This is a genomic window from Fuerstiella marisgermanici (assembly GCF_001983935.1).
GTDB classification, from domain to species: Bacteria; Planctomycetota; Planctomycetia; order Planctomycetales; family Planctomycetaceae; genus Fuerstiella; species Fuerstiella marisgermanici.
Window position 1 is genome coordinate 7,364,884 of sequence record NZ_CP017641.1, and the last position, 18,505, is coordinate 7,383,388.

At 54.3% G+C, this 18,505-nt stretch carries 12 protein-coding genes; 9 read left to right on the top strand and 3 right to left on the bottom strand.

Annotated elements, in window-relative coordinates:
• The first annotated feature begins 88 nt into the window (after positions 1-88).
• From Fuma_RS27685 to Fuma_RS27700, 4 genes are all read left to right on the top strand, one after another.
• Positions 89-472 (top strand): BlaI/MecI/CopY family transcriptional regulator, encoded by a 384-nt coding sequence (locus tag Fuma_RS27685; RefSeq protein ID WP_077026971.1) that lies wholly within the window; start codon positions 89-91, stop codon positions 470-472.
• Entirely contained in the window at positions 472-5,847 is a 5,376-nt protein-coding gene (locus Fuma_RS27690; protein WP_077026972.1) for a M56 family metallopeptidase, read from the top strand. Before Fuma_RS27685 ends, Fuma_RS27690 begins: the two co-directional genes overlap by 1 nt.
• 232 nt (positions 5,848-6,079) lie before the next feature.
• On the top strand, positions 6,080-7,435 hold the full coding sequence (locus Fuma_RS27695; protein WP_077026973.1) for a DUF1800 domain-containing protein: 1,356 nt from the start codon (positions 6,080-6,082) through the stop codon (positions 7,433-7,435).
• 101 nt (positions 7,436-7,536) lie between these two features.
• Positions 7,537-8,736 carry a DUF1501 domain-containing protein gene (locus Fuma_RS27700; RefSeq protein WP_077026974.1) on the top strand — a complete coding sequence of 400 codons (1,200 nt, stop codon included), beginning with the start codon at positions 7,537-7,539 and terminating at the stop codon, positions 8,734-8,736.
• Between the two features lie 151 nt (positions 8,737-8,887).
• On the opposite strand, the gene Fuma_RS27705 is transcribed toward Fuma_RS27700, so the two are convergent.
• Positions 8,888-9,880, bottom strand: coding sequence for an ArdC family protein (locus Fuma_RS27705; RefSeq protein ID WP_077026975.1), 993 nt, complete (start codon positions 9,878-9,880; stop codon positions 8,888-8,890).
• Between the two features lie 593 nt (positions 9,881-10,473).
• Between Fuma_RS27705 and Fuma_RS27710 the strand changes: the two genes are divergently transcribed.
• Both Fuma_RS27710 and Fuma_RS27715 read left to right on the top strand, forming a co-directional pair.
• On the top strand, positions 10,474-11,526 hold the full coding sequence (locus Fuma_RS27710) for a hypothetical protein (RefSeq protein ID WP_077026976.1): 1,053 nt from the start codon (positions 10,474-10,476) through the stop codon (positions 11,524-11,526).
• Positions 11,523-12,860, top strand: coding sequence for a hypothetical protein (locus Fuma_RS27715; protein WP_077026977.1), 1,338 nt, complete (start codon positions 11,523-11,525; stop codon positions 12,858-12,860). Before Fuma_RS27710 ends, Fuma_RS27715 begins: the two co-directional genes overlap by 4 nt.
• Here Fuma_RS27715 and Fuma_RS27720 read toward each other — a convergent pair.
• Together Fuma_RS27720 and Fuma_RS27730 are read right to left on the bottom strand one after the other, a co-directional pair.
• Positions 12,855-14,480, bottom strand: coding sequence for an argonaute/piwi family protein (locus Fuma_RS27720; protein ID WP_145944419.1), 1,626 nt, complete (start codon positions 14,478-14,480; stop codon positions 12,855-12,857). The genes Fuma_RS27715 and Fuma_RS27720 overlap by 6 nt on opposite strands.
• A gap of 1,455 nt (positions 14,481-15,935) precedes the next feature.
• Positions 15,936-16,859 (bottom strand): DUF3991 and TOPRIM domain-containing protein, encoded by a 924-nt coding sequence (locus tag Fuma_RS27730; protein WP_218922315.1) that lies wholly within the window; start codon positions 16,857-16,859, stop codon positions 15,936-15,938.
• A 216-nt stretch (positions 16,860-17,075) separates the two neighbouring features.
• Here Fuma_RS27730 and Fuma_RS27735 point away from each other — a divergent pair, with 216 nt between their 5' ends.
• The 3 genes from Fuma_RS27735 (at position 17,076) to Fuma_RS27745 (ending at position 18,481) form a co-directional block, all read left to right on the top strand.
• Complete coding sequence (locus Fuma_RS27735; protein ID WP_077026981.1) at positions 17,076-17,399, top strand: hypothetical protein; 324 nt, start codon at positions 17,076-17,078, stop codon at positions 17,397-17,399.
• A gap of 228 nt (positions 17,400-17,627) precedes the next feature.
• Positions 17,628-18,248 carry a ParA family partition ATPase gene (gene parA, locus Fuma_RS27740; protein ID WP_077026982.1) on the top strand — a complete coding sequence of 207 codons (621 nt, stop codon included), beginning with the start codon at positions 17,628-17,630 and terminating at the stop codon, positions 18,246-18,248.
• On the top strand, positions 18,245-18,481 hold the full coding sequence (locus Fuma_RS27745) for a plasmid partition protein ParG (protein WP_077026983.1): 237 nt from the start codon (positions 18,245-18,247) through the stop codon (positions 18,479-18,481). Before parA ends, Fuma_RS27745 begins: the two co-directional genes overlap by 4 nt.
• Positions 18,482-18,505 lie beyond the last annotated feature (24 nt).

Sequence of the window (18,505 nt, forward strand, 5' to 3'; positions counted from 1 at the left end):
TGGCAGTACATTGCCATTGGCAGTACATTGCCATTGGCAGTGCATTGCCACGCCCCCGCAGCTACCAACCAATCACGGAAAATTGACTATGGGCAAAAAGAAGCAAAAAGATCTGGGTGCTAGGGAACGTCAGATAATGGACGTAATCTTCGAACTTGGCGAAGGTTCGGTCACCGACGTTCTCAGGAAGCTCGCCGACCCGCCCAGTTATTCCGCCGTGCGGACAATGATCCGGCTGCTCGAAAGCAAGGGGTTTCTGAAACATCGGCAGGAAGGCACGAAATATGTCTATCGGCCGACTCAGTCACCAACCGTCGCTCGGAAGTCTGCATTGAAGCATGTCATGCAGACGTTTTTCGGCGGGTCGGCTCCTGATGCTGTCGCGGCGATTTTCGATTCGGAAAAACTGTCCCCGGAAGATCTCAAACGCATCGAAAGACTGATCGATGACGCTCGAAAGGAGGGACAGTAATGAGTCAATTCCTGAAAACTACGGTTGAGTTCATTCCCAACGGCACGGTTGTTCTGTTTGCCGACATTGCGATCAAAGCGACGGCCGTGCTGTTGTTGGCCGTCTTTGCAAACATCCTGCTTCGTCGTCGTTCCGCAGCCGTCCGGCATCGAGTCTGGAGTCTCGCGTGTTGTGGACTGCTGAGTTTGCCGTTGCTCACAACGATGCTGCCAGGTTTGCGTTTACCGATCCTGCCACCACTTGCGAAAAACACTGTTGCGCCGCTGTTGCCGCGTTCAGAAATTGGCGGCGAACCAGAAGAACTAACGGACGATCACCTTCCGGAACATCTATCGCTTCTTCCGGACCGGATCGGGAAGGCATCTGCGGAACTGGGGAATGACATCGTTCAACAATCGCCGAATCCCTCCATGAACTTCGACGAAGACATACCATCGCTGGACGATTCAGAGACGACAGTCGGAGCCGGAACAAGAGCATCTGCGACTGCAAAAAACAGCGCCAGAGAATCCGCTTTGCTTTCCGATGCATCGGGGTTTGTCGTGTGCTGTCTGTGGGGCATTGGCTTTCTGTTCACCGTTTGGCCGCTGGCGATCGGATTCAGTCGAAACGCGGCGTTGCAAAAAGGGGCTCAGTCTGTTGATGACGCGCCTCAGTTGACTCGACTGCAAAGACTCAGCTTAAACCTGGGCCTGCGGCGACAGGTCACTCTATTGGAAACCCATCGCGCCATTGTTCCCATCACCTGGGGAATCCTGCGGCCGGTCGTGCTGTTCCCCGTTGCCTGGCGAGAATGGACCGCTGAACGCCGCGAACTGGTGCTGCTCCACGAATTGGCTCACGTAAAAAGACTGGATGTCGCCTGGCAACTCGTCGCGCGACTGGTCTGCGCGTTGTACTGGTTTCACCCGTTGTCGTGGTACGCGCTGCGGCGACTGCGAATTGAACGAGAACTGGCCTGCGATGACTGCGTGCTGATGACCGGTGCACGGCCGTCGGAATACGCTCGCGAACTGGTCGAGATGGCTCGCAGTTACCAGTTCCTTGTATTGCCCACGGCCATAGCCATGGCGCAAACGACAAACCTTGAACAACGCATCCGGTCGTTGCTGGACCAGGCAGGTTCGCATGTCCCGGTAGGCCGAATGGCAGGTCGATTGTTACTGGCGCTGGCGATTCTGGTTGTCACCGGCATTGCGATCGTGAGACCGGCGGCGAAGGCGTCCGAGCTGGCCGTTACCGCACAGAGCAACGACAACAATCCGACAGATCCGGCAGTGCAAACACCTGCTGACGGAGATGATGAAAACGCTGCAGACGCAACAGCGAAACCTGTCGCCGCCGACCTGCCGGACGTGACGCTGGAATACGAAGGCCGGGTTGTTTCCCCGACTGGCCAACCCGTTCCTGATGCAAAGATATTCTTCGTCTATTGGTCGCCGGGTGGCTACGCAGCCCGGAAGCACATGGAACCGATGGCGGCAACCGACGCCGATGGGCGTTTCGAATTCCATTCAGAGCGAAGTGACTTCATATCCGATAGCGCGTTCTACATGTGCAGTCTGGTGGCGGTCGCCGAAAACTACGGATTTGCAAAAGACTGGTCGATCGCGTTTGAAACGACTGGTCGAGCCGCGAAGCATTCACCGATGCTGTCGAAGGCATCAGCCGATGCGAAACAGCAGAATCCCACACGAGAGTTCCAACTGGTCTACGATGACGTGCCTCTCACCGGCCGAGTTGTCTCGACGGAAGGTCAGCCGGTTGCAGGCGTACGCATTCGAATTGATCGAATGTGGTTCAACAGAACGGGCAGTCTAGATTCCTGGGAAGCGGCGTCGAAAGCCGACAAGGCCGATTCCTATTCACTGCGGAAAGAAACTCCACTGGCAACCAACGGCGCTCAGCTAGCGGCAGCTATCCCGGACGTGCAGACCGACAAGGACGGTCGTTTCGTGATGAAGGGAATTGGTCGGGAACGAGTCGTTCAACTGCTGGTCGGCGGAGCTGGTGTCGAGGCAAAGATGATCAAGGCCCGGACACGAAAGGGCAAGACGTTCGAAGTCCCTAATTCCTGGAGAATGGGAGACCGCCCGAACAACAGAGATATCTACTATCCGGCCGAGTTCACACATGTGGCCGGACCATCTAAACCTGTCGTCGGACGCATTACGGATGCTGATACGGGTGAACCGATATCAGCCGTATCTATTGCAGCCGGAGCCAGCACGACGTTTACGATTGGTGGCAAACCGTGGATCACTACGACGACCGATGCCGACGGAAGATATCGGCTGGAAGGGCTGCCGGTTGGCGATCACCAATCGATCTACATTCAACCCCAATCGATAACAGCCTACGTTCCGGCTGGTGCTCGGATTCAAACGAAAATAGATGCCGCCCAGATTGAGAAAGACATCCGACTGAAGAAAGGTATCTGGGTTCGAGGAAAAACGCAGGACGATCGGACGGGCAAACCCCTGTCAGGGTCTGTGGAATACTTTGCAGACAATGGCAACGAGCTGCTTAAAAAGTTCCCACAGTTTCGCCGAGCGTTCAGCTATGAACGGCGTTCTGATTCGCAGGGCCGATTCGCGATCGCAGTTCCCCCTGGTCGCGGAATACTAACATTCAGGCCGGACGATTTTGGTAGCTACGAACGAGGTGTCGGCGCAGCTGGTGTCACAGTCCCTTCCAAAAACAATCCCGGCGGGACGACAACGATGTTCCTCACTCAGCCGCATTTCCTTTTGTCGACTGACTACGCGATTTACCGAGAGATCAATCTGGCCGTCGATTCCGACGCGGTCGAAGTGACTCTTGCACCGTCCTCAGGAAAGCCGGTCACCGGAAAACTTCTGGATCCTAACGGGGCTCCGATCACCGACGGATTGATTGTCATGACCGACGATTCACTTCAACCGGCCAGATATGACGACACTGAAAACCTTTTCCGAGTCGAAGGGTATTACCCTGACAGAGCTCGTCAGCTGTTCTTTTTTCATGTCGACCGAAACCTGGCCGGTTACCTAAAACTGGAAGGCAAAGCGCCGAAAGACTTGACGGTCACGCTTCAGTCCGCCGCTGCGATCCGTGGGCGACTTGTCGACGCCACCGGTGCGCCGGTGCCAGGTGTTCGACTATGGGGGGAGGGAATCCCCGGGCAGAACAACGGCATCGAGGATTTGCGTTTGCAAACCAGTGACGACGGACAGTTCTTAATTCGCGGCCTAGTGCCCGGATACAAATACAACGTCAGTGGTTCGGGGAACGATGGGGTTGGGCAGATCCTTATTGACACCAGTGTTGAACAGGCGGGATCACGTGACGTCGGCGACGTGAAACTCAGACGCAAATACCCGGAGACTTTAAGAGCGGACGCGGTCGATTCAACGGCCCGGGCCACACTCATTGGCCGGGTTATTGGGCCGGAAGGTAATCCGCTCAGCGACGCTGTCGTGTGGATAGCGGAACAAGCCGTTTCAAGCACGCGGTGGAGTTCAGAGTTTCGGCCGACGAAATGGAAGCGACTCACACAGTCGAAGGCAGATGGAAGTTTCGACGCAGGGACGACAACGATACGAGACAGTATGGTCCGGCTGGCCGCAACGGCACCGGGTTTCGGCTGGGCGTGGAAGGATGTAGAAGCTTCGGATCTCAACGACGAAATTACGTTGGAACTTGTCAAAGACCTCTCGATTGAAGGACAGATTCTTTCGCTGGACGGAAAACCGGCCGTCGGTGTGAAACTCACCGTCAACCACGTGCGCGAAAAGAGTCCAGACCTCACCCTTGCTGAGATTATTCGAGGGACGGTTGGGTCGTCCGGAGTTTACACAAACTCGCCGACACCACCCTTCAACGGCGGTGGCCCAGAGTTTTCTTCAGTCGTGACGGATGCCGAAGGGCGGTTTCGCATCGACGGAATGGGAGCAGATCGAAGTGTTCGGCTGGAAGCCATTGGTGGCGGCATTGGCGCGAGTCGTTTCAGGATCATCACGCGAGCGACTCCGGAGAAACTAAAACCGCACGGGGCCGTCGATGTCCGAGAAGGACTTCCGGAGAGTACCTACTTCGCACAGTTCACACACGTCGCAACCCCTGCTCGCACCGTTCGCGGCACCGTAACGGACACAGCCACGGGGCAACCCGTTGCCGGCGTCAGAATTTCGAGTCAATCGTCGTGGCACATTATGCTGAATCCCGTGACGACCGACGCGAATGGCCGCTACGAAATCACTGGCTTGCCAAAGATGGAAATGTACCGACCATTGATCTTTGAACCACCCGGGACGATGTACTTCAACAAGGAAATTGAGATAACTGACTCACCGGGATTGCAGCCGATCACGCTCGACGTGACGTTGGCAACGGGTATTACGGTGAAGGGAAAGTTGACGGATCGCGACACCGGACAGCCGTTGAGTGGCACGTTGATGTACAGTCCGCTGGCCGGAAACGAAAACTGGCGAACGATTGGTGACGCGGATGTTGCGAATCCTGCTGCAACCAGCGTCATCGGTGATGATGGAACGTACGAAATTTCCGTGCTGCCTGGCCCGGGAGCTCTCACTGCTCGAACAACTGCTGCCGGATATGTACCGCCAAAGATTGATGTGAGACGACTGGAGGAACTCACAACAGACATTATGAAGGACGTCAGCGGCGGGGTCACTGCTTTGAGTACTCAGGCAGGGGAACAAACCCATGGCTTGGTCGGCATGTTCGACAAACATGCTCTGAGGCTGATCAGCCCGTTGAAGGACACAACACAGTTAACAGTGGACCTCACGGCACTTCGTGGTCGTTCTCTTCAAGGCAGGATTGTGGACGACAACGGGCAGCCTCTTGCAGGAGTCAAAGTCCGCGGGCTGGGTGACTTAACCGATCCTGCCGTGCCCCTGAAAACCGCCGATTTCACGGTGACAAATCTAGCTCCCGCTCAGAAACGTCGGGTCTATTTTCATCACGCCGAACGCAAACTGGGAACAGCCATCACGATTGACGGCCTGCCATCAAAACCTCTCACCGTGCGAATGCAGCCAACAGGAAGTATCAAGCTGCGTTTCGTTGATGGTCTTAGTGAGCCTTTGCCGGACATTGAAGTCCACGTCCACCGTGTCTTCGATTCCTTTCACCACTCCGATGAGAATGGTCGCGTCCATATCTCAGACATCATTCCCAATGCGGAATATATGATTCGCGCAAAACCAGCGGAACAACGTGGCCCGAGTCTCACAGTCAGCATGAAAACAACTGTTTTGCCGGGGCAGACTCTGGATCTCGGGACATTCACGAAGAAGGATAAGTACCAATACGAAGTGGTCGAGGAGACGGAGAAATCCAAAGGCAGCACGCAATCGAGTTCGCGTTAGCTTTGTTAACGACAGACTCTTGACCGTGTCAGGCAATTTCATACAGGCTAATCTTGATTTTAGAAAGTTTCTGGCTCGACCGTTCTCTTTGTTCTGATCGCCACTTTCAGAGTTTACAACCACGAATTTGACGAATCGTAACGCCGAAAATTCGTGCCATTCGTGGTTCAGAACGCCATCACATAGATTCCGGTAGAGTCAGGGAATTTTGAAGTGAAGTAGGGATTCAAAAATGCCATCCACTTCAGCCATTTTGAACCGTTGGAAACCCAGCGCGGATGAGCCCTGGAATTTCCAGCGTGTGTGGCACCTTCATCGGCGAGCCGGATTCGGCGGCACGTGGGCCGAATTGCAACGGGATCTGACCGATGGTGTCGGCGCAAGTGTTGATCGGTTTCTGGCGGGAGAAAGTCATTCCGTCGGAGTTCCCGCCGAGTTCGGTGAAATGGCCGACACGATTGGTCATGCCGCCATGACCTCGGCGAATATCGACCGCCTCAAAGCATGGTGGATCTACCGGATAATTTTCTCGCCCGATCCGTTGACCGAGCGGCTGACATTGATGTGGCACAATCACTTCGCCACGTCGAATGTCAAGGTTGACGATGTTGAAATGATGTGGCGACAAAATCTACTGTTTCGCAAACATGCTTCCGGGGCGTTTGGCGACCTGTTGACCTCAGTCGTCAAGGATCCGGCGATGCTGGTGTGGCTGGACGCGGCGGCCAATCGCAAAGAACACCCCAACGAAAACCTCGCTCGCGAACTGATGGAACTTTTCACTCTGGGCGAAGGACACTACACCGAAGACGACGTGAAGAACGCGGCGAAGTGTGTCACCGGCTGGACCGTTTCGCGCCGAGCGTTTCGCGATCACGTTCAACATCACGATGTGAGTCAAAAAGCTGTTCTGGGCAAGACCGGTGCGTTCACTGGAGACGATTTGCTGGGCATCCTGCTGTCTCGGCCGGAAACATCGCAACGGATCGCGTGGCGGTTGTGTGATACTTTTCTCGGTGCAAGTGTCGCGACATCCGACGTCATCGATCAACTGGCAGCTGGACTTCGCGACCACGAGCTGGATATCCGTGGGGCGGTCGAAACGATCCTGCGATCGAACCTGTTTTTTTTCCAGAAGAACATCAGTACACGTGTGGCCGCGCCGGTTGACTTTGTCGTCGGTTCCGTGCGTGCATTGGAACTGGTTGACAAGCCACCCAGCACACTCTTGTTAGCCGAAAGTATCGACCGGCTGGGGCAGGAGTTGTTTTCGCCACCGAATGTATTCGGCTGGAAAGGCGGTCGCCGTTGGATCAACGCTCGGTCAATGATCGGTCGTGGCAAATTTGCGGCTGCCCTGCTTGCCGGCGAACTCCATTACTCGCCGTTGCCCGATGATGCGTTTCAACTGGCGAAACGACACACCGGAACAAACGATGCGACCGAGACAGCTGAGTTCCTTTCGAAGTTATTGCTTGGGAACGGTAAAGAGCCGAGCCGAACAGATTCCCTGAAGACGACGAGGGAGGAAGAGGTTCGTCGTTTTGTCGGGCGGATGCTGGCATCTCCGGAATCGCAGCTGTGTTAGTTGGACACGACTTGCCATGCGTGGCAGCAACTCGTGCCGGAACCGGCCAACTCAGACCCTGAGTTGGCGACCATTTTCTTTTGCAACGGTGGGGACGGATAATGTTCAATCGAAGACAGTTCCTGAAATCATCTTCGCTGGTGGCACTCACGCCGACGGTTCCGGCCTTTCTACAGCAAACAGCGAGTGCAACCGAAGCCGAGAAACACGAGCGGATTCTGGTGGTTGTCCAACTCAGCGGCGGGAATGACGGGCTGAATACCGTGGTTCCGTTTGCGGACGAGGCATATCAAAAACATCGAAGAGTACTACGGCTGCCAACAGATCGACTTCACAAGGTTGCCGAAGGAATTGGCCTGCATCCGGCGATGGAAAATGCCGCAGAGCTATTCGAAGACGAGCGATTGTCCATTGTTCAGGGAGTCGGCTACCCGAACCCGAATCGTTCACACGATGTGAGCATGGCGATTTGGCAAACGGCTCGGTTTGACCGGGAAGAACACAACGGCTTCGGCTGGATTGGCCGATCACTCGATACTCTGCCTGCACCAAAACGCAATGCGCCGAGTTCCGTTCTGATTGGAAACCAGGCAACTCCGGTGGCCCTGCGAGGCCGCAAGAGTAGGTCCTCTGCCTTCGACACCATCGGCGATATGCTGACCGACATAAACCTCCGCCCCGGCCCATTGCCGAACGGCTCCGCAAGTGAAAGCGACGGTGACCTTTCGTCATTCATCAATCGCACAACCGTCGACGCCTATGCAACGGCCGATCTTCTGACGGATATTGTCAACCAGAAAAAACGCGAATCAGTATCGTATCCGTCTTCAAAGCTGGCTAGTCAACTGAGACTAGTTTCCCAGTTGATTCAGGCCGACATGGGGACACGGGTCTACTATGCAATGCAAAGCGGATACGACACGCATTCGGTCCAATTGCCATCACACTCTCGGCTGCTGCGAACGCTATCGCAGGGACTAAAGGCATTCCTTGACGACATAGCGGCTGCCGGTCTGGAAGATCGAGTCCTCGTCCTGTGCTTCAGCGAGTTCGGACGCCAAGTGCAGGAAAACGCCTCGAACGGCACCGACCATGGAACCGCCGGCCCGGTATTCGTCGCGGGTAAATCCGTTAAAGGCGGTCTGCTTGGTCAACACCCGGAACTGGAGACTCTGACCAACAACGCCCCAGAGCACACAACGGATTTTCGAAGCGTGTATGCCTCCGTATTGCAGGAATGGCTGCGAATCGAAAACGCGCAAGTGTCGGGCGATTTCGAACCTCTACAGCTATTCTCGTAACAGGAACTGCGACACCGGAAATGTTTGAACCTGTTTCACGACAGAGAAGTCCGTCAATTCGGAAATGTCCGTGCAGGAAGTCAATCCCTTCAGCGACAATCGCAAAACCGTAGGACCGCATGTACGGAAAATCGTGAATACAGATTGCTGTTCAAAACAGTTCGAGTTGCGTTGATGGTGCGATGGCCACGCCCTCAGCTTCAGGAGGATTCATTCTTGCCTGATCGCCTGTGATTGGCGGCAGTTTTGCAGCGTCTTCGAACGTCGTGCCCAGTATCCAATCCGTGGCCTTCTGAGCGGCTCCGGCAGCAGTGATGACGAGACGTTTGTCACCTTTCAGCTTCTTCCGCCAGTTGTCGATGTAGGCGGCGGAATGCTCGACTGTCGGTTCGCTGATTCCGGCGGTGGCGGCCAAAAACGCAGCGGACATTTCTGCGACGAGTTCTTCGCGACTGTAGTCCGGACTGCCGAACGGAGCGGGGTTCTCGTCGAGTCCGCGGTTCAGTCGACGGCTGATCCCTGTGCTATGCGATAATTCATGATAAAGCGTTGCGTAAAAGGCTTCGCGGCTTTCAAACCTTTCAGGTTCGGGCATCAGCACCTGATCGTTCGAGGGGCGGTACAATGCACGTGTGCCGCCATACTCGATGGCTGGCCCGTCGCGATATCCGGCGACAATATTCTCGGCGGCAGCGAGCGGCTCAAACGGCGGTGCATCAGGATCGGGCGTGACCGCGTCCGGCGGATCGATATCCTCGCACTGCTCGACGTTGAACACGTTGTAATGTCGTAGCACGGGCAGCTTGATCTCTTCGCCTGTTTCTTTGTCTTCCTTCTCGATCTGCTTCCAGAACACGACAAGCGAAGACTTTTCTCCCCTTTGAATGTTTCCGCCCTTGGTCTTCGCCTGCTTAAACGTCAGCCAGTAATCCGACGAAAAACCGCGTTGCATGGCTTCAACGGCCAACAGGAAGACATTGACCCCGCGATATTGCTTTCCGGATTGCAGATTCTTCGGCCACCCATCCCCTCCTCCGCGTCGAATCGGATTTCGCCACGGAACCGTTCCGGCGTCGAGGAGTTCGAGAATCCGCTCAGTCACTTCCTGATAAATGTCGCGTCGCGACCGCTTCGATTTCGCCATGCCGCCCTACCACTTCGGGCGGGAAAGCACCTGAGGTGTTAGTGTCATCGGCTTGCCCCTATCTGCTTGTTTTTGATTCACGCGGTTCTTTTTCGCATGACTCAAGTCGTTGCGTCAATCAGAATCTTCCCAGCGTTTGCGCGAGATCGACGCTTCGGTTCGTACGGTCAAGCGAGAACTAAGACACTGAACCGCTGGGAGAACCGGTTAGCTGTTAGCTTATGTTCAAGCTGGCGAGTCGTGGACACGAAAGAACGAAATACGCACTGACGATGGGACGAAACAATTACACCGGCTGCCCATGCACATCGGCCCCCCCCGGGCGTTCGACGGAGATTCGGCCTGCGTCGGACGGGTCGGCTTCGCGCGGCTACGGCCCGACTTGTATGTGGCCTATAAAACCATCCTACCCTTGATCGGATGCCCCCCGCCATCAACGTAATCGGACACTACGTCACCTTCTGTAATTGCTCGATGACGTTGCGTAGTGTGCAGGGATTGGCATCGTTGGGGCACGGCAGCACTTGTTAGATTCCAAAACGGTGCCATGCTGATAGAATTCATTGTCAAGAGTCAAATTTTCAGGAATTCGTGTGAACACCCGAACTCTAACATTTAGATCACAGCTGAAAGGAGAGCTCGATGATTTCCTAAAGGACGAAGGCGTTGAATGTTCGAGAACATGTTCTGCTCTTGTTGCATTCGCGGCAAGCTTGGCGTCCTATAAGGAAGAAGGTATTTCACTTTCCCCAGAAGTGTTTTTTTGCGATTCCGTCGAGGAAATTGCGCAGTTTCTTCCGTCAAGTGATTTTCATCGGCTAGGTAACGGTCCACAGGAGGACACCACTATTCGTAGCGCACTAAAGGAATGCGCTCCTTTGGCGCGAGGAGGCTGGTCCATATTCGTTGAGCGAGGAGATCCAACGACCTTTCAGTACGGCGTCATTGCGTCTGCGGACGTGCCCTTTTCACTTACCCTAGAAGAAGCCATTATCGGCGACACCTCGGAGTCAGAGATCTTTGCCTTGCTGATACGTCGCGTCGCTGAAAATTGTGTCGAGATTCGAGGGAGCAATGGTCATGCGCGGTGTGTGTTTTTCTCAGATTTGCGCTACGACAGCCCGAATCCGGCCCAGACGCTAGCCACGCTTGCTCGCGTGCTCACCAGTGCTGTCGAGGGGGCCGGGCGTGATCGAACCCGCAGGTTTCTAGAACGTTGCTTGTTCGATTCTCTAAATCGATCGCATGGTGCGTTGATTGCTGTCATGAGCGCCCGCCGAAAGAAACTACCAACTAAACTGCGCGATGCGGTGCAATTGGACCATCCGATCGACCTCGTTGAACGCGTGGAGAACTTTCATAAATACGGTGACAGTCAATCCGTCGCGCGCCTCGAATCGGCAAGTGCCCTGATCGAAGGAATGCTTGCATCGGACGGAATTCTCATAGCTCGAACGGATGGCTTGATTATCGCCTACCGTGGGTTTCTTCAACAAAGCAAAACTGAGGCTGGAACTCGAATCGTTGGCGGATCGAGACGCCGTACTTTTGGGGGCTTGACGCAACTGGTATCGAAGAACGACTTGGTCGCAGCTTTTTTTCGGTCGCAAGATGGCGACACTGAGATCTCGGAGGTGACTCCATGAGTGGAGAAATGATCCCATGGGATGCCAAGCAGGGGGCTGTTGTCCCCGCAAGCGCTACCTCTCCATCAGAAATCATAAAGTACGCTGTCAGGCATCTGCGTTCAGTAGAGTCAAAACAATTGATTTCGGCGTTCGAGTCGCAAAACTATGAAATGGGCACGACCTTCATTTGGTCGAAGGCAATGTTCGTGTTGAAGGCACAGCTGGCGACGCTCGGTAGTGAGTTTGTTGGTGAGATGCTCCAACGTCCTGACATAGACGAGTACAGCGACGTCAGAAATTGCGTGACAGACACAGAGGCAATCTCTCTTGCCGAGGATCTAGGGATGATAGCGCATACGGATTGCTTCCGTATGCGCCAATCTCATGAAGTGATCAGTTATTTTGCTCGCCTCAGTTCTCAACCTGATGCCGATGAAGAGGCGATGATGGAACCAGAAGAGGCAATCGGCTGCCTTCGAGCTTGTGTAAAGAATGTACTTGCTCAGCCAATTATTGAAGTAGCACATAGTTTTGCCGACTTTCGTAAGCAGCTGGAAGAAACAAATCTTTCCGCAGAGTCAGAAGCAATTACATCACTTGTCGCATCTCCGTACTTTTACAGACGAACGACTCTCAGCGTTCTGTTAGCGCTGCTCAAGACAACGAGCGGGGCAAGCTTGGAACATGTCGGAGCGAATATCAATACGGTCCTGCCGCTCCTGTGGCCTGACCTCAAAAAACCGCAGCGATGGCAGGCGGGGCAGACGTATGCTCAGCTATTCAACGACGGTAGCAAATCGCCATTAAGCTACCTCAAGAAAGCATTGTTGAAGGTAAAGGGATTTGACTTCGTCCCAGAAAACCTCAGGTCAAATACCTTCACACGAGCAGCTCGAGAGGTGCTTTCAGCCCATGAGAGTATGAATAATTTTTACAACGAGCCCGCAAAAATCCGGCTACTTGAGAACCTGGGGACGACGATTCCAGAACCGGCGTTTCCACTTTGCATGACCGCAATCCTATCGATTTGGCTTGGAAACTCCTTCGGCAATTCATGGGACGCAAGCCCCATAGCATCAAAGCTTCTGGACAATCTCTCGCAGGAGCAATGGCAGTACTACTTAGACGGTTGCCTAGCAGCAGATAGAGCAATACTCTTGAAGTTGTTCTCATCCAAGCCTAGGAGTCGCTGGGTCGAACTAGTGAAAAAGTACGATTTGCATACCACAGAGGTTGATGATCGCCGCGTCCGTTCACTGCTGAAAGTCTCAGAAGCAGGCAGGGGAGAGAGTGTGCAAAAAGCAGCTCGGCGAATCTACGCATCTAGCACTGGTTCATCGGTCTCATCATAGAAACCAGCGTGAACCATGAATTCCGGTTGCCATCGAATGTGCATCCCAACTCGATAGTCGGCTTAGTTGCCCTAATTGCTTTGCAATTAAATTCGAGTACTGAATTGTGACCGGAAGCGAAGAAGGATTTAGGCTTTGCCATGAGTGACAACTAAATGCGAAGATCTGATTCACGATGGCGCCCATGTCCCTAAAGGTTGACAGGGGGTGTAAGTCAATAAGAACCGGATGCGGCATGCCGTCCGCCGGTCGCTTCACCTCCTTCGGGCCAACGAGGTTTAACAAAATCTGGCTCTTCGAAAGTTGCAAGTAGCTCGAGCGGTCAGGTGCGTACGCTCCTTTGAACTGTCGTGACATCGCATCAAAGGCACCTTGTTGTCGAAGATCAAATATTAGATGGGGACTTGACCTCAAGAAATTCACAAATGCAAAGTCGATCTTGCAGTCGACGATGGTGTTCACTGCATCCTTAACGGCATGAACATCTTCACGGCTGAAGGACTTAAAGGAGTAGTGAAACGTCAGTCTGATCGGTAAGTGTGGATCCCAATGTAGATCCATCGACGCTTTATTCACTGCCGCCACTACGGTATCGACGAGTGTGGGACGGTAATGCTCAAACGCGACGGACTTGCTGAGGTTGCTCAAGCGGTAGCTCCCATCTCCCGAAAACACCGTTGTTATTCCGACCAGACGATCGCGCGCAGCAAGTTTGCCGTGGCCCACATTGGCGCTTCCGAGGCCAACTACCAAATCTTGTCCACCCGAATCGGGAGACCGCAAGAGCCACGGCGTTCCTCCCAGCTTGGCATACGTGGCAAGCGCCATGTTGTTTAACGCGTACGCCAAGCGACTGATCGGGAGTTCAGCAGTCTCAAGCGTGAACTCTTGAGACGCGATTTTCAATGACAGTAGTCGTGCCTTAGTGACCAAATAAGGACTCTGATCACTGCGTAGAGACTTGTCAGCATCCAACACTTGAACTATAGCGAAATCCCAGCCGTTTCCGTTCCGAGTCGCTTCGTCAACCGCTAGGCTATATGAAGACGCCGTGCCGTCTGGCGTCGTGAAGTATTGGACCGTGATTTCGTTGAGACGATACTTGCCGCTAAATCCGGAATCGAATGGGCCAGCCTTGCCACTCTGAACTTGGGTTTGCACTCCGTTCAGAAAACGCTCGACGAAATCGGTAACCTTGGATCGATATGATTCTTGGCAGATCACCATGAATTTCAGGTTCCGATCTCGGAACTTGTTCTTGGATACTGGCCCGAATTCCTTTAATCCTCGATCATGCCACTTGTCACAAGCTTGTTCGAATTCATCAAATACGTAGGTCGGTCGAGGACACCGTCGAATGTCCGGAAAATTGGCTGATTCACTATTTACGAACGCTTCCAGTGAGATTTCAATCTCCGGTGGCATGGCCGACGGAACTTCAAGGGCGAAGTAGTTCTGAATGCGATTCAGCCGTGCAAACCTGCCGGGACCGGAGGAAAATTCTGCGATTCTTTGATCCAACGTCGTCCGCACTCGCCGCCATTCTCTCCCGAAAGCATGCTCTGCCACGCGTTCAAAGCCTATTGGATCCAAATCAATGTGACACTCGCGGGCGGGCACGACTGTGTCTTCGTCACGTGTATCGCTGAGTACCAGATCGCTTCCGACGACCTCCGATACTCGCCCAATTATGTTGAAGCGTGGCGATACTCGTCGATCACGGTCAGCAGTCCGTTTTCCGACATAGAGCCCAGTGAGATTCATGCCCTCTGCTATCAAGTCATCGCAGTTTTTTTCGATTATTCGCTTAGTCCGACAACCAAATACGATTCCAAGAAATGCTCGCTGATTCGGAAACTGAAAGATACGAGGTTCAATTGTGAACTGCGGGCGGACAGCGAGCCAATCCGTGTTGCTCCCACCCGGTTGCATAAAATTGTCTTGCGGACCCAATGCCAGAAATTCTAGCGGACGCGTGCGTAGTATGGGCCTTCCCATTCCAGACACCACTGAAATGCAGCCTTCGCTAATTACGTCAGCGAGTAGCCACAAATGTCGTTCGACTAGTACCGACGACGTTCGGCCCGCGATCTCTGGGGCTGACTCGGAAATCTTGACCGCCTTGATCTGGCTTGCCCCTTCCCTCCTGAACACGTACTGCCCCGCGTATCGCTGTCTCAGTTCTCGCAATTGTTCATTGCTCTTGTAGCTGAACTCAAGTACGCGAAGTGCCTCACCATCCACGCGAACGGGCGATACATTCACGACAAAATTTGGAGTATTCGGAGGGGACATTGAGTGCGAAAGATTCTTTAGTCTGGTGTTCGTCGTTGCAGTGCAGTAGCGTAACCTTTTCCGCTGCTCTGGTCGATTCTGCCGTCGGCTAATCTCATCTGACACCCCCGTTCAAATTGGGTGCCCTTGGTCGGGCAGCGTTATCTGACGGAGGCGCAGGAAGAATCGTGCCTCGAATTGGTACGGCTGCCGACGTCAAAAGCCGTGTCCGGCGGAGTTGATTTCTTAAGCATATGGGTACCGGTCGACCTCAGCAAACTCCGTTCATGGGCGACGTTTTCGGGGAAATAAGCCAACCGCCTTCCTGCACCAGTCGGACACGCCGACGCAGATTCCATCCGGCGGCTGAAAAGCAGACAGAGACACCAGCAGTTGTCATCGGCCCGTGTCCACTTTCGGTTGGGAAAACTAATCAGTATGCGCCTGAGACCAATCGACGCATTCTCCTTATACGGCTGAGCGTGGATGCTGGTCAAATGTGGAACGCGGCTGGCGTTGAACGGTGCAGCGGGCAGTTCGATGAGTTGTGTCATGTGGTTTCTCCATTCGTTTGTTGGTTTCCACGGACGACAGGTCGAGGGCGGCGTTCGGCAACTCAAGCAGTCTGGGTGCGGGCAGCCACGCAGTGGCAACACGGCTGCTTGAATTGCCGAAGCCCTCGGCCAGACTGGGGAAAACGATCAACAACGGATTGGAGAAACCTGATCGCGACGATTGATCGTATCGCAGCATCACCGCAATTGCAGAGAACAACATTTACGGCGAATCGTCGGTGCGGTGTTACGACGGTGTCGGTTCTGGTTTGGCGGTGGGACTCGTTTGTCGCAGGACGTCGTTCCAATCGTCACCGGAATGTAGTGGGAAATCTTCGATGACAGTGCGGCCAGTGGTTGCGGTGGCTTCGCGAAGCTGGTCTGCCAGCTTGTGGCCGCCTTCGTCGTTGTCGAGAGCCAGAACAATCGTCGCGTCAGTCGGCATCTTTTCGGCGGCGGATCGAAGGCATTCCGCCTGCACCGGACTGATCTGTCCGGCCGTGCTGAAGAACCGCTTGCCATCCACGCCTTTCAAAGCGGCATAGCTGAGCATGTCGATGGCCGTCTCGCAGATGACCATTTGGTGATCGCCCTCCTCCGGCCGCGAACAGGCAAGTCCTTTGACTCCGCCCGGTGAGAATCCCGTGAAGCCACGATTCTTCAGTTCGAAACCGCACAAACCGGATTTGTTGAAATGCGGAAACACAGAATTGCGGCGTTCATCCATCCGGATGCGATCGCGAAACTTTTCGTGTTGCAGAACGTGGCGAGGAATCTGACGCTCGCTTTCGAGGTAGTGTGCCGTCGCACCGATGGGGCGTGCCTCGATCCATGCGGCCAGCACGCGAGCGGCATCGTGTTGAGACGGTTGCAGACTGATCGGCAATGTTGGCAGTTCGGGAGGAGGGGAGGCGGAGTGGTTGAGCCACGGTCTCAACAGCTTTCTCACTTCGCCCAGTGAGACGCGATCCCGTGTCTGGATCAGATCGATCACGGTGCCGTTGTCGTTGCCTTTCGCGTTGAAGTACACGTACTGGCCGTTCGGCTGACGCGACACGACGAGTTTATCGCCGTTGCTGTGCCGTAGAACGGCGCTGCACTTGCTGCTTTGCCTGCGGTCCAGAACGAACCCGCGTGATGCGGCGTATTGACACAAGTCAATGCGTTTCATTTCTTCGAGTTCGTCGGAACGTGACACCATGCTTCGACTTTATCGCGGCTGCTGCGAATACGGCAACTTTCGCGGGGGCAATGGGAAAGGAAGTTGTGGGTAAAAACGATTAAGCTTCGCGCGAAACACAGCCAGTATGAGCCCTCCTCGCTGTCGTATTCAGGATCGTAGTGGTGTATGGTTTCGGAAAACTCTCTACTCGCAAGGGGACGAATAATGACTGAATGGGTAATAAAGCAGATCCTGCCTGCAGACGGAAACTGGTTCTGTGTCTGGCCCACCGCTTTCAAAGATGGCCGCTACGATTACGAAATAGGTCGTGTCATCTGCTTTGCTCTAATGGGAGCTAACGAAAAGTTGGATCACATCCTCCCGGTTGGCTCCGACGGAATGCCGTTGACAGATGATATTGCAGAAGACGTCACGTTCTTTCGTGGCTCCGACAAGGCAGCGAATGGTAGGACTTGGACGGATATATGGGACAGCCTGAGTCCTGCCCGCTTTGACCGCCGCGATTTGCCGCAGGAGATCTTTGACTAAAGACTTCATCGTGACTGTGCGCTTGGCCTCACCTGCAGCAGCTCCTTGAGTTGGCTGCGAGTATTTCATCGCGAGTATTCGCCGTTCATTGGGATGATTGTCGATTCAACCAGACGGGCTAAACCGGATTTCTGTGGATAAGCGGAATGCGAAGTTGCAATATCTGGGTTGCCGTGGCAGCGTGGAATCGCAACCTCGTGCCGCCACAGGCACAGAAACACGGAACCCATGATTTACGCTCTCCTGAACCAGAAGGGCGGTGTCGGCAAAACCACACTGTCCATCAACATCGCCGCCGAACTGACGCGACTGAAGCGAAAGGTGCTGCTGATCGATGCCGACCCGCAGGGAAGCGCCCTGGCGTGGTCGAACTGCCGCGATGAACCGAGCTTCACCGTTGTCGGTATGGCCAAGCCCACCCTGCACAAAGAAATTGACCTGCTGTCGGGTGATTACGATGACGTGATCATTGACGGTCCGCCACGAATTGCGGAACTCGCCAAGTCGATTATTCTGGCATCGGACATTGTCGTGATTCCGCTGTTGCCAAGCCCACTGGATGTATGGGCCGCCGCCGAGACCGTCGACCTGATCCGAGAAGCTCAGGTGTATCGCGATGACCTGAAATGCTGCCTTGTGGTGAACCGCAAAATCGCAAACACGGCGATTGGCCGCGACGTGCGAAAAGCCCTGAAGGAATTGGAAGTCCCCGTTCTGAAATCCGACGTTGGCCAACGAGTGGCGTTCCCCGAAAGCATGGCCACCGGATCGACCGTGTTGAGCGGCTGGAACTCCAAGGGAGCTAAGGAGATTAATAAACTGGTCAGCGAACTGAGGAGGATCAAATGAGCAAGACAATTTCGATGACGGCCCGTGCCCGCAAATCGGCGAAAGCCAACCAATGGGTGGAAGAAAACGTCGAAGCACGTCCGCCGCCGGTCGGTCGCCGCAAACGCCTAACGATCGATATGGACGCCGATGCTCACCGCGAACTCAAGATGCACTGTGCAAAGAACGATCGGCAGATTTCTGAATTCGTCCGTGAGTTGATCGATCGTGAAGTTTCGGCCAGCCGAGAGTAGGGGAGTCTGTCTTCGTAATGGCGT

Coding starts and splice junctions, on each gene's coding strand:
- Fuma_RS27695 (WP_077026973.1), top strand. CDS start 6,080: ATGCCATCCACTTCAGCCATTTTGAACCGTTGGAAACCCAGCGCGGAT.
- Fuma_RS27690 (WP_077026972.1), top strand. CDS start 472: ATGAGTCAATTCCTGAAAACTACGGTTGAGTTCATTCCCAACGGCACG.
- Fuma_RS27730 (WP_218922315.1), bottom strand. CDS start 16,859: ATGAAACGCATTGACTTGTGTCAATACGCCGCATCACGCGGGTTCGTT.
- parA (WP_077026982.1), top strand. CDS start 17,628: ATGATTTACGCTCTCCTGAACCAGAAGGGCGGTGTCGGCAAAACCACA.
- Fuma_RS27705 (WP_077026975.1), bottom strand. CDS start 9,880: ATGGCGAAATCGAAGCGGTCGCGACGCGACATTTATCAGGAAGTGACT.
- Fuma_RS27735 (WP_077026981.1), top strand. CDS start 17,076: ATGACTGAATGGGTAATAAAGCAGATCCTGCCTGCAGACGGAAACTGG.
- Fuma_RS27745 (WP_077026983.1), top strand. CDS start 18,245: ATGAGCAAGACAATTTCGATGACGGCCCGTGCCCGCAAATCGGCGAAA.
- Fuma_RS27685 (WP_077026971.1), top strand. CDS start 89: ATGGGCAAAAAGAAGCAAAAAGATCTGGGTGCTAGGGAACGTCAGATA.
- Fuma_RS27700 (WP_077026974.1), top strand. CDS start 7,537: ATGTTCAATCGAAGACAGTTCCTGAAATCATCTTCGCTGGTGGCACTC.
- Fuma_RS27715 (WP_077026977.1), top strand. CDS start 11,523: ATGAGTGGAGAAATGATCCCATGGGATGCCAAGCAGGGGGCTGTTGTC.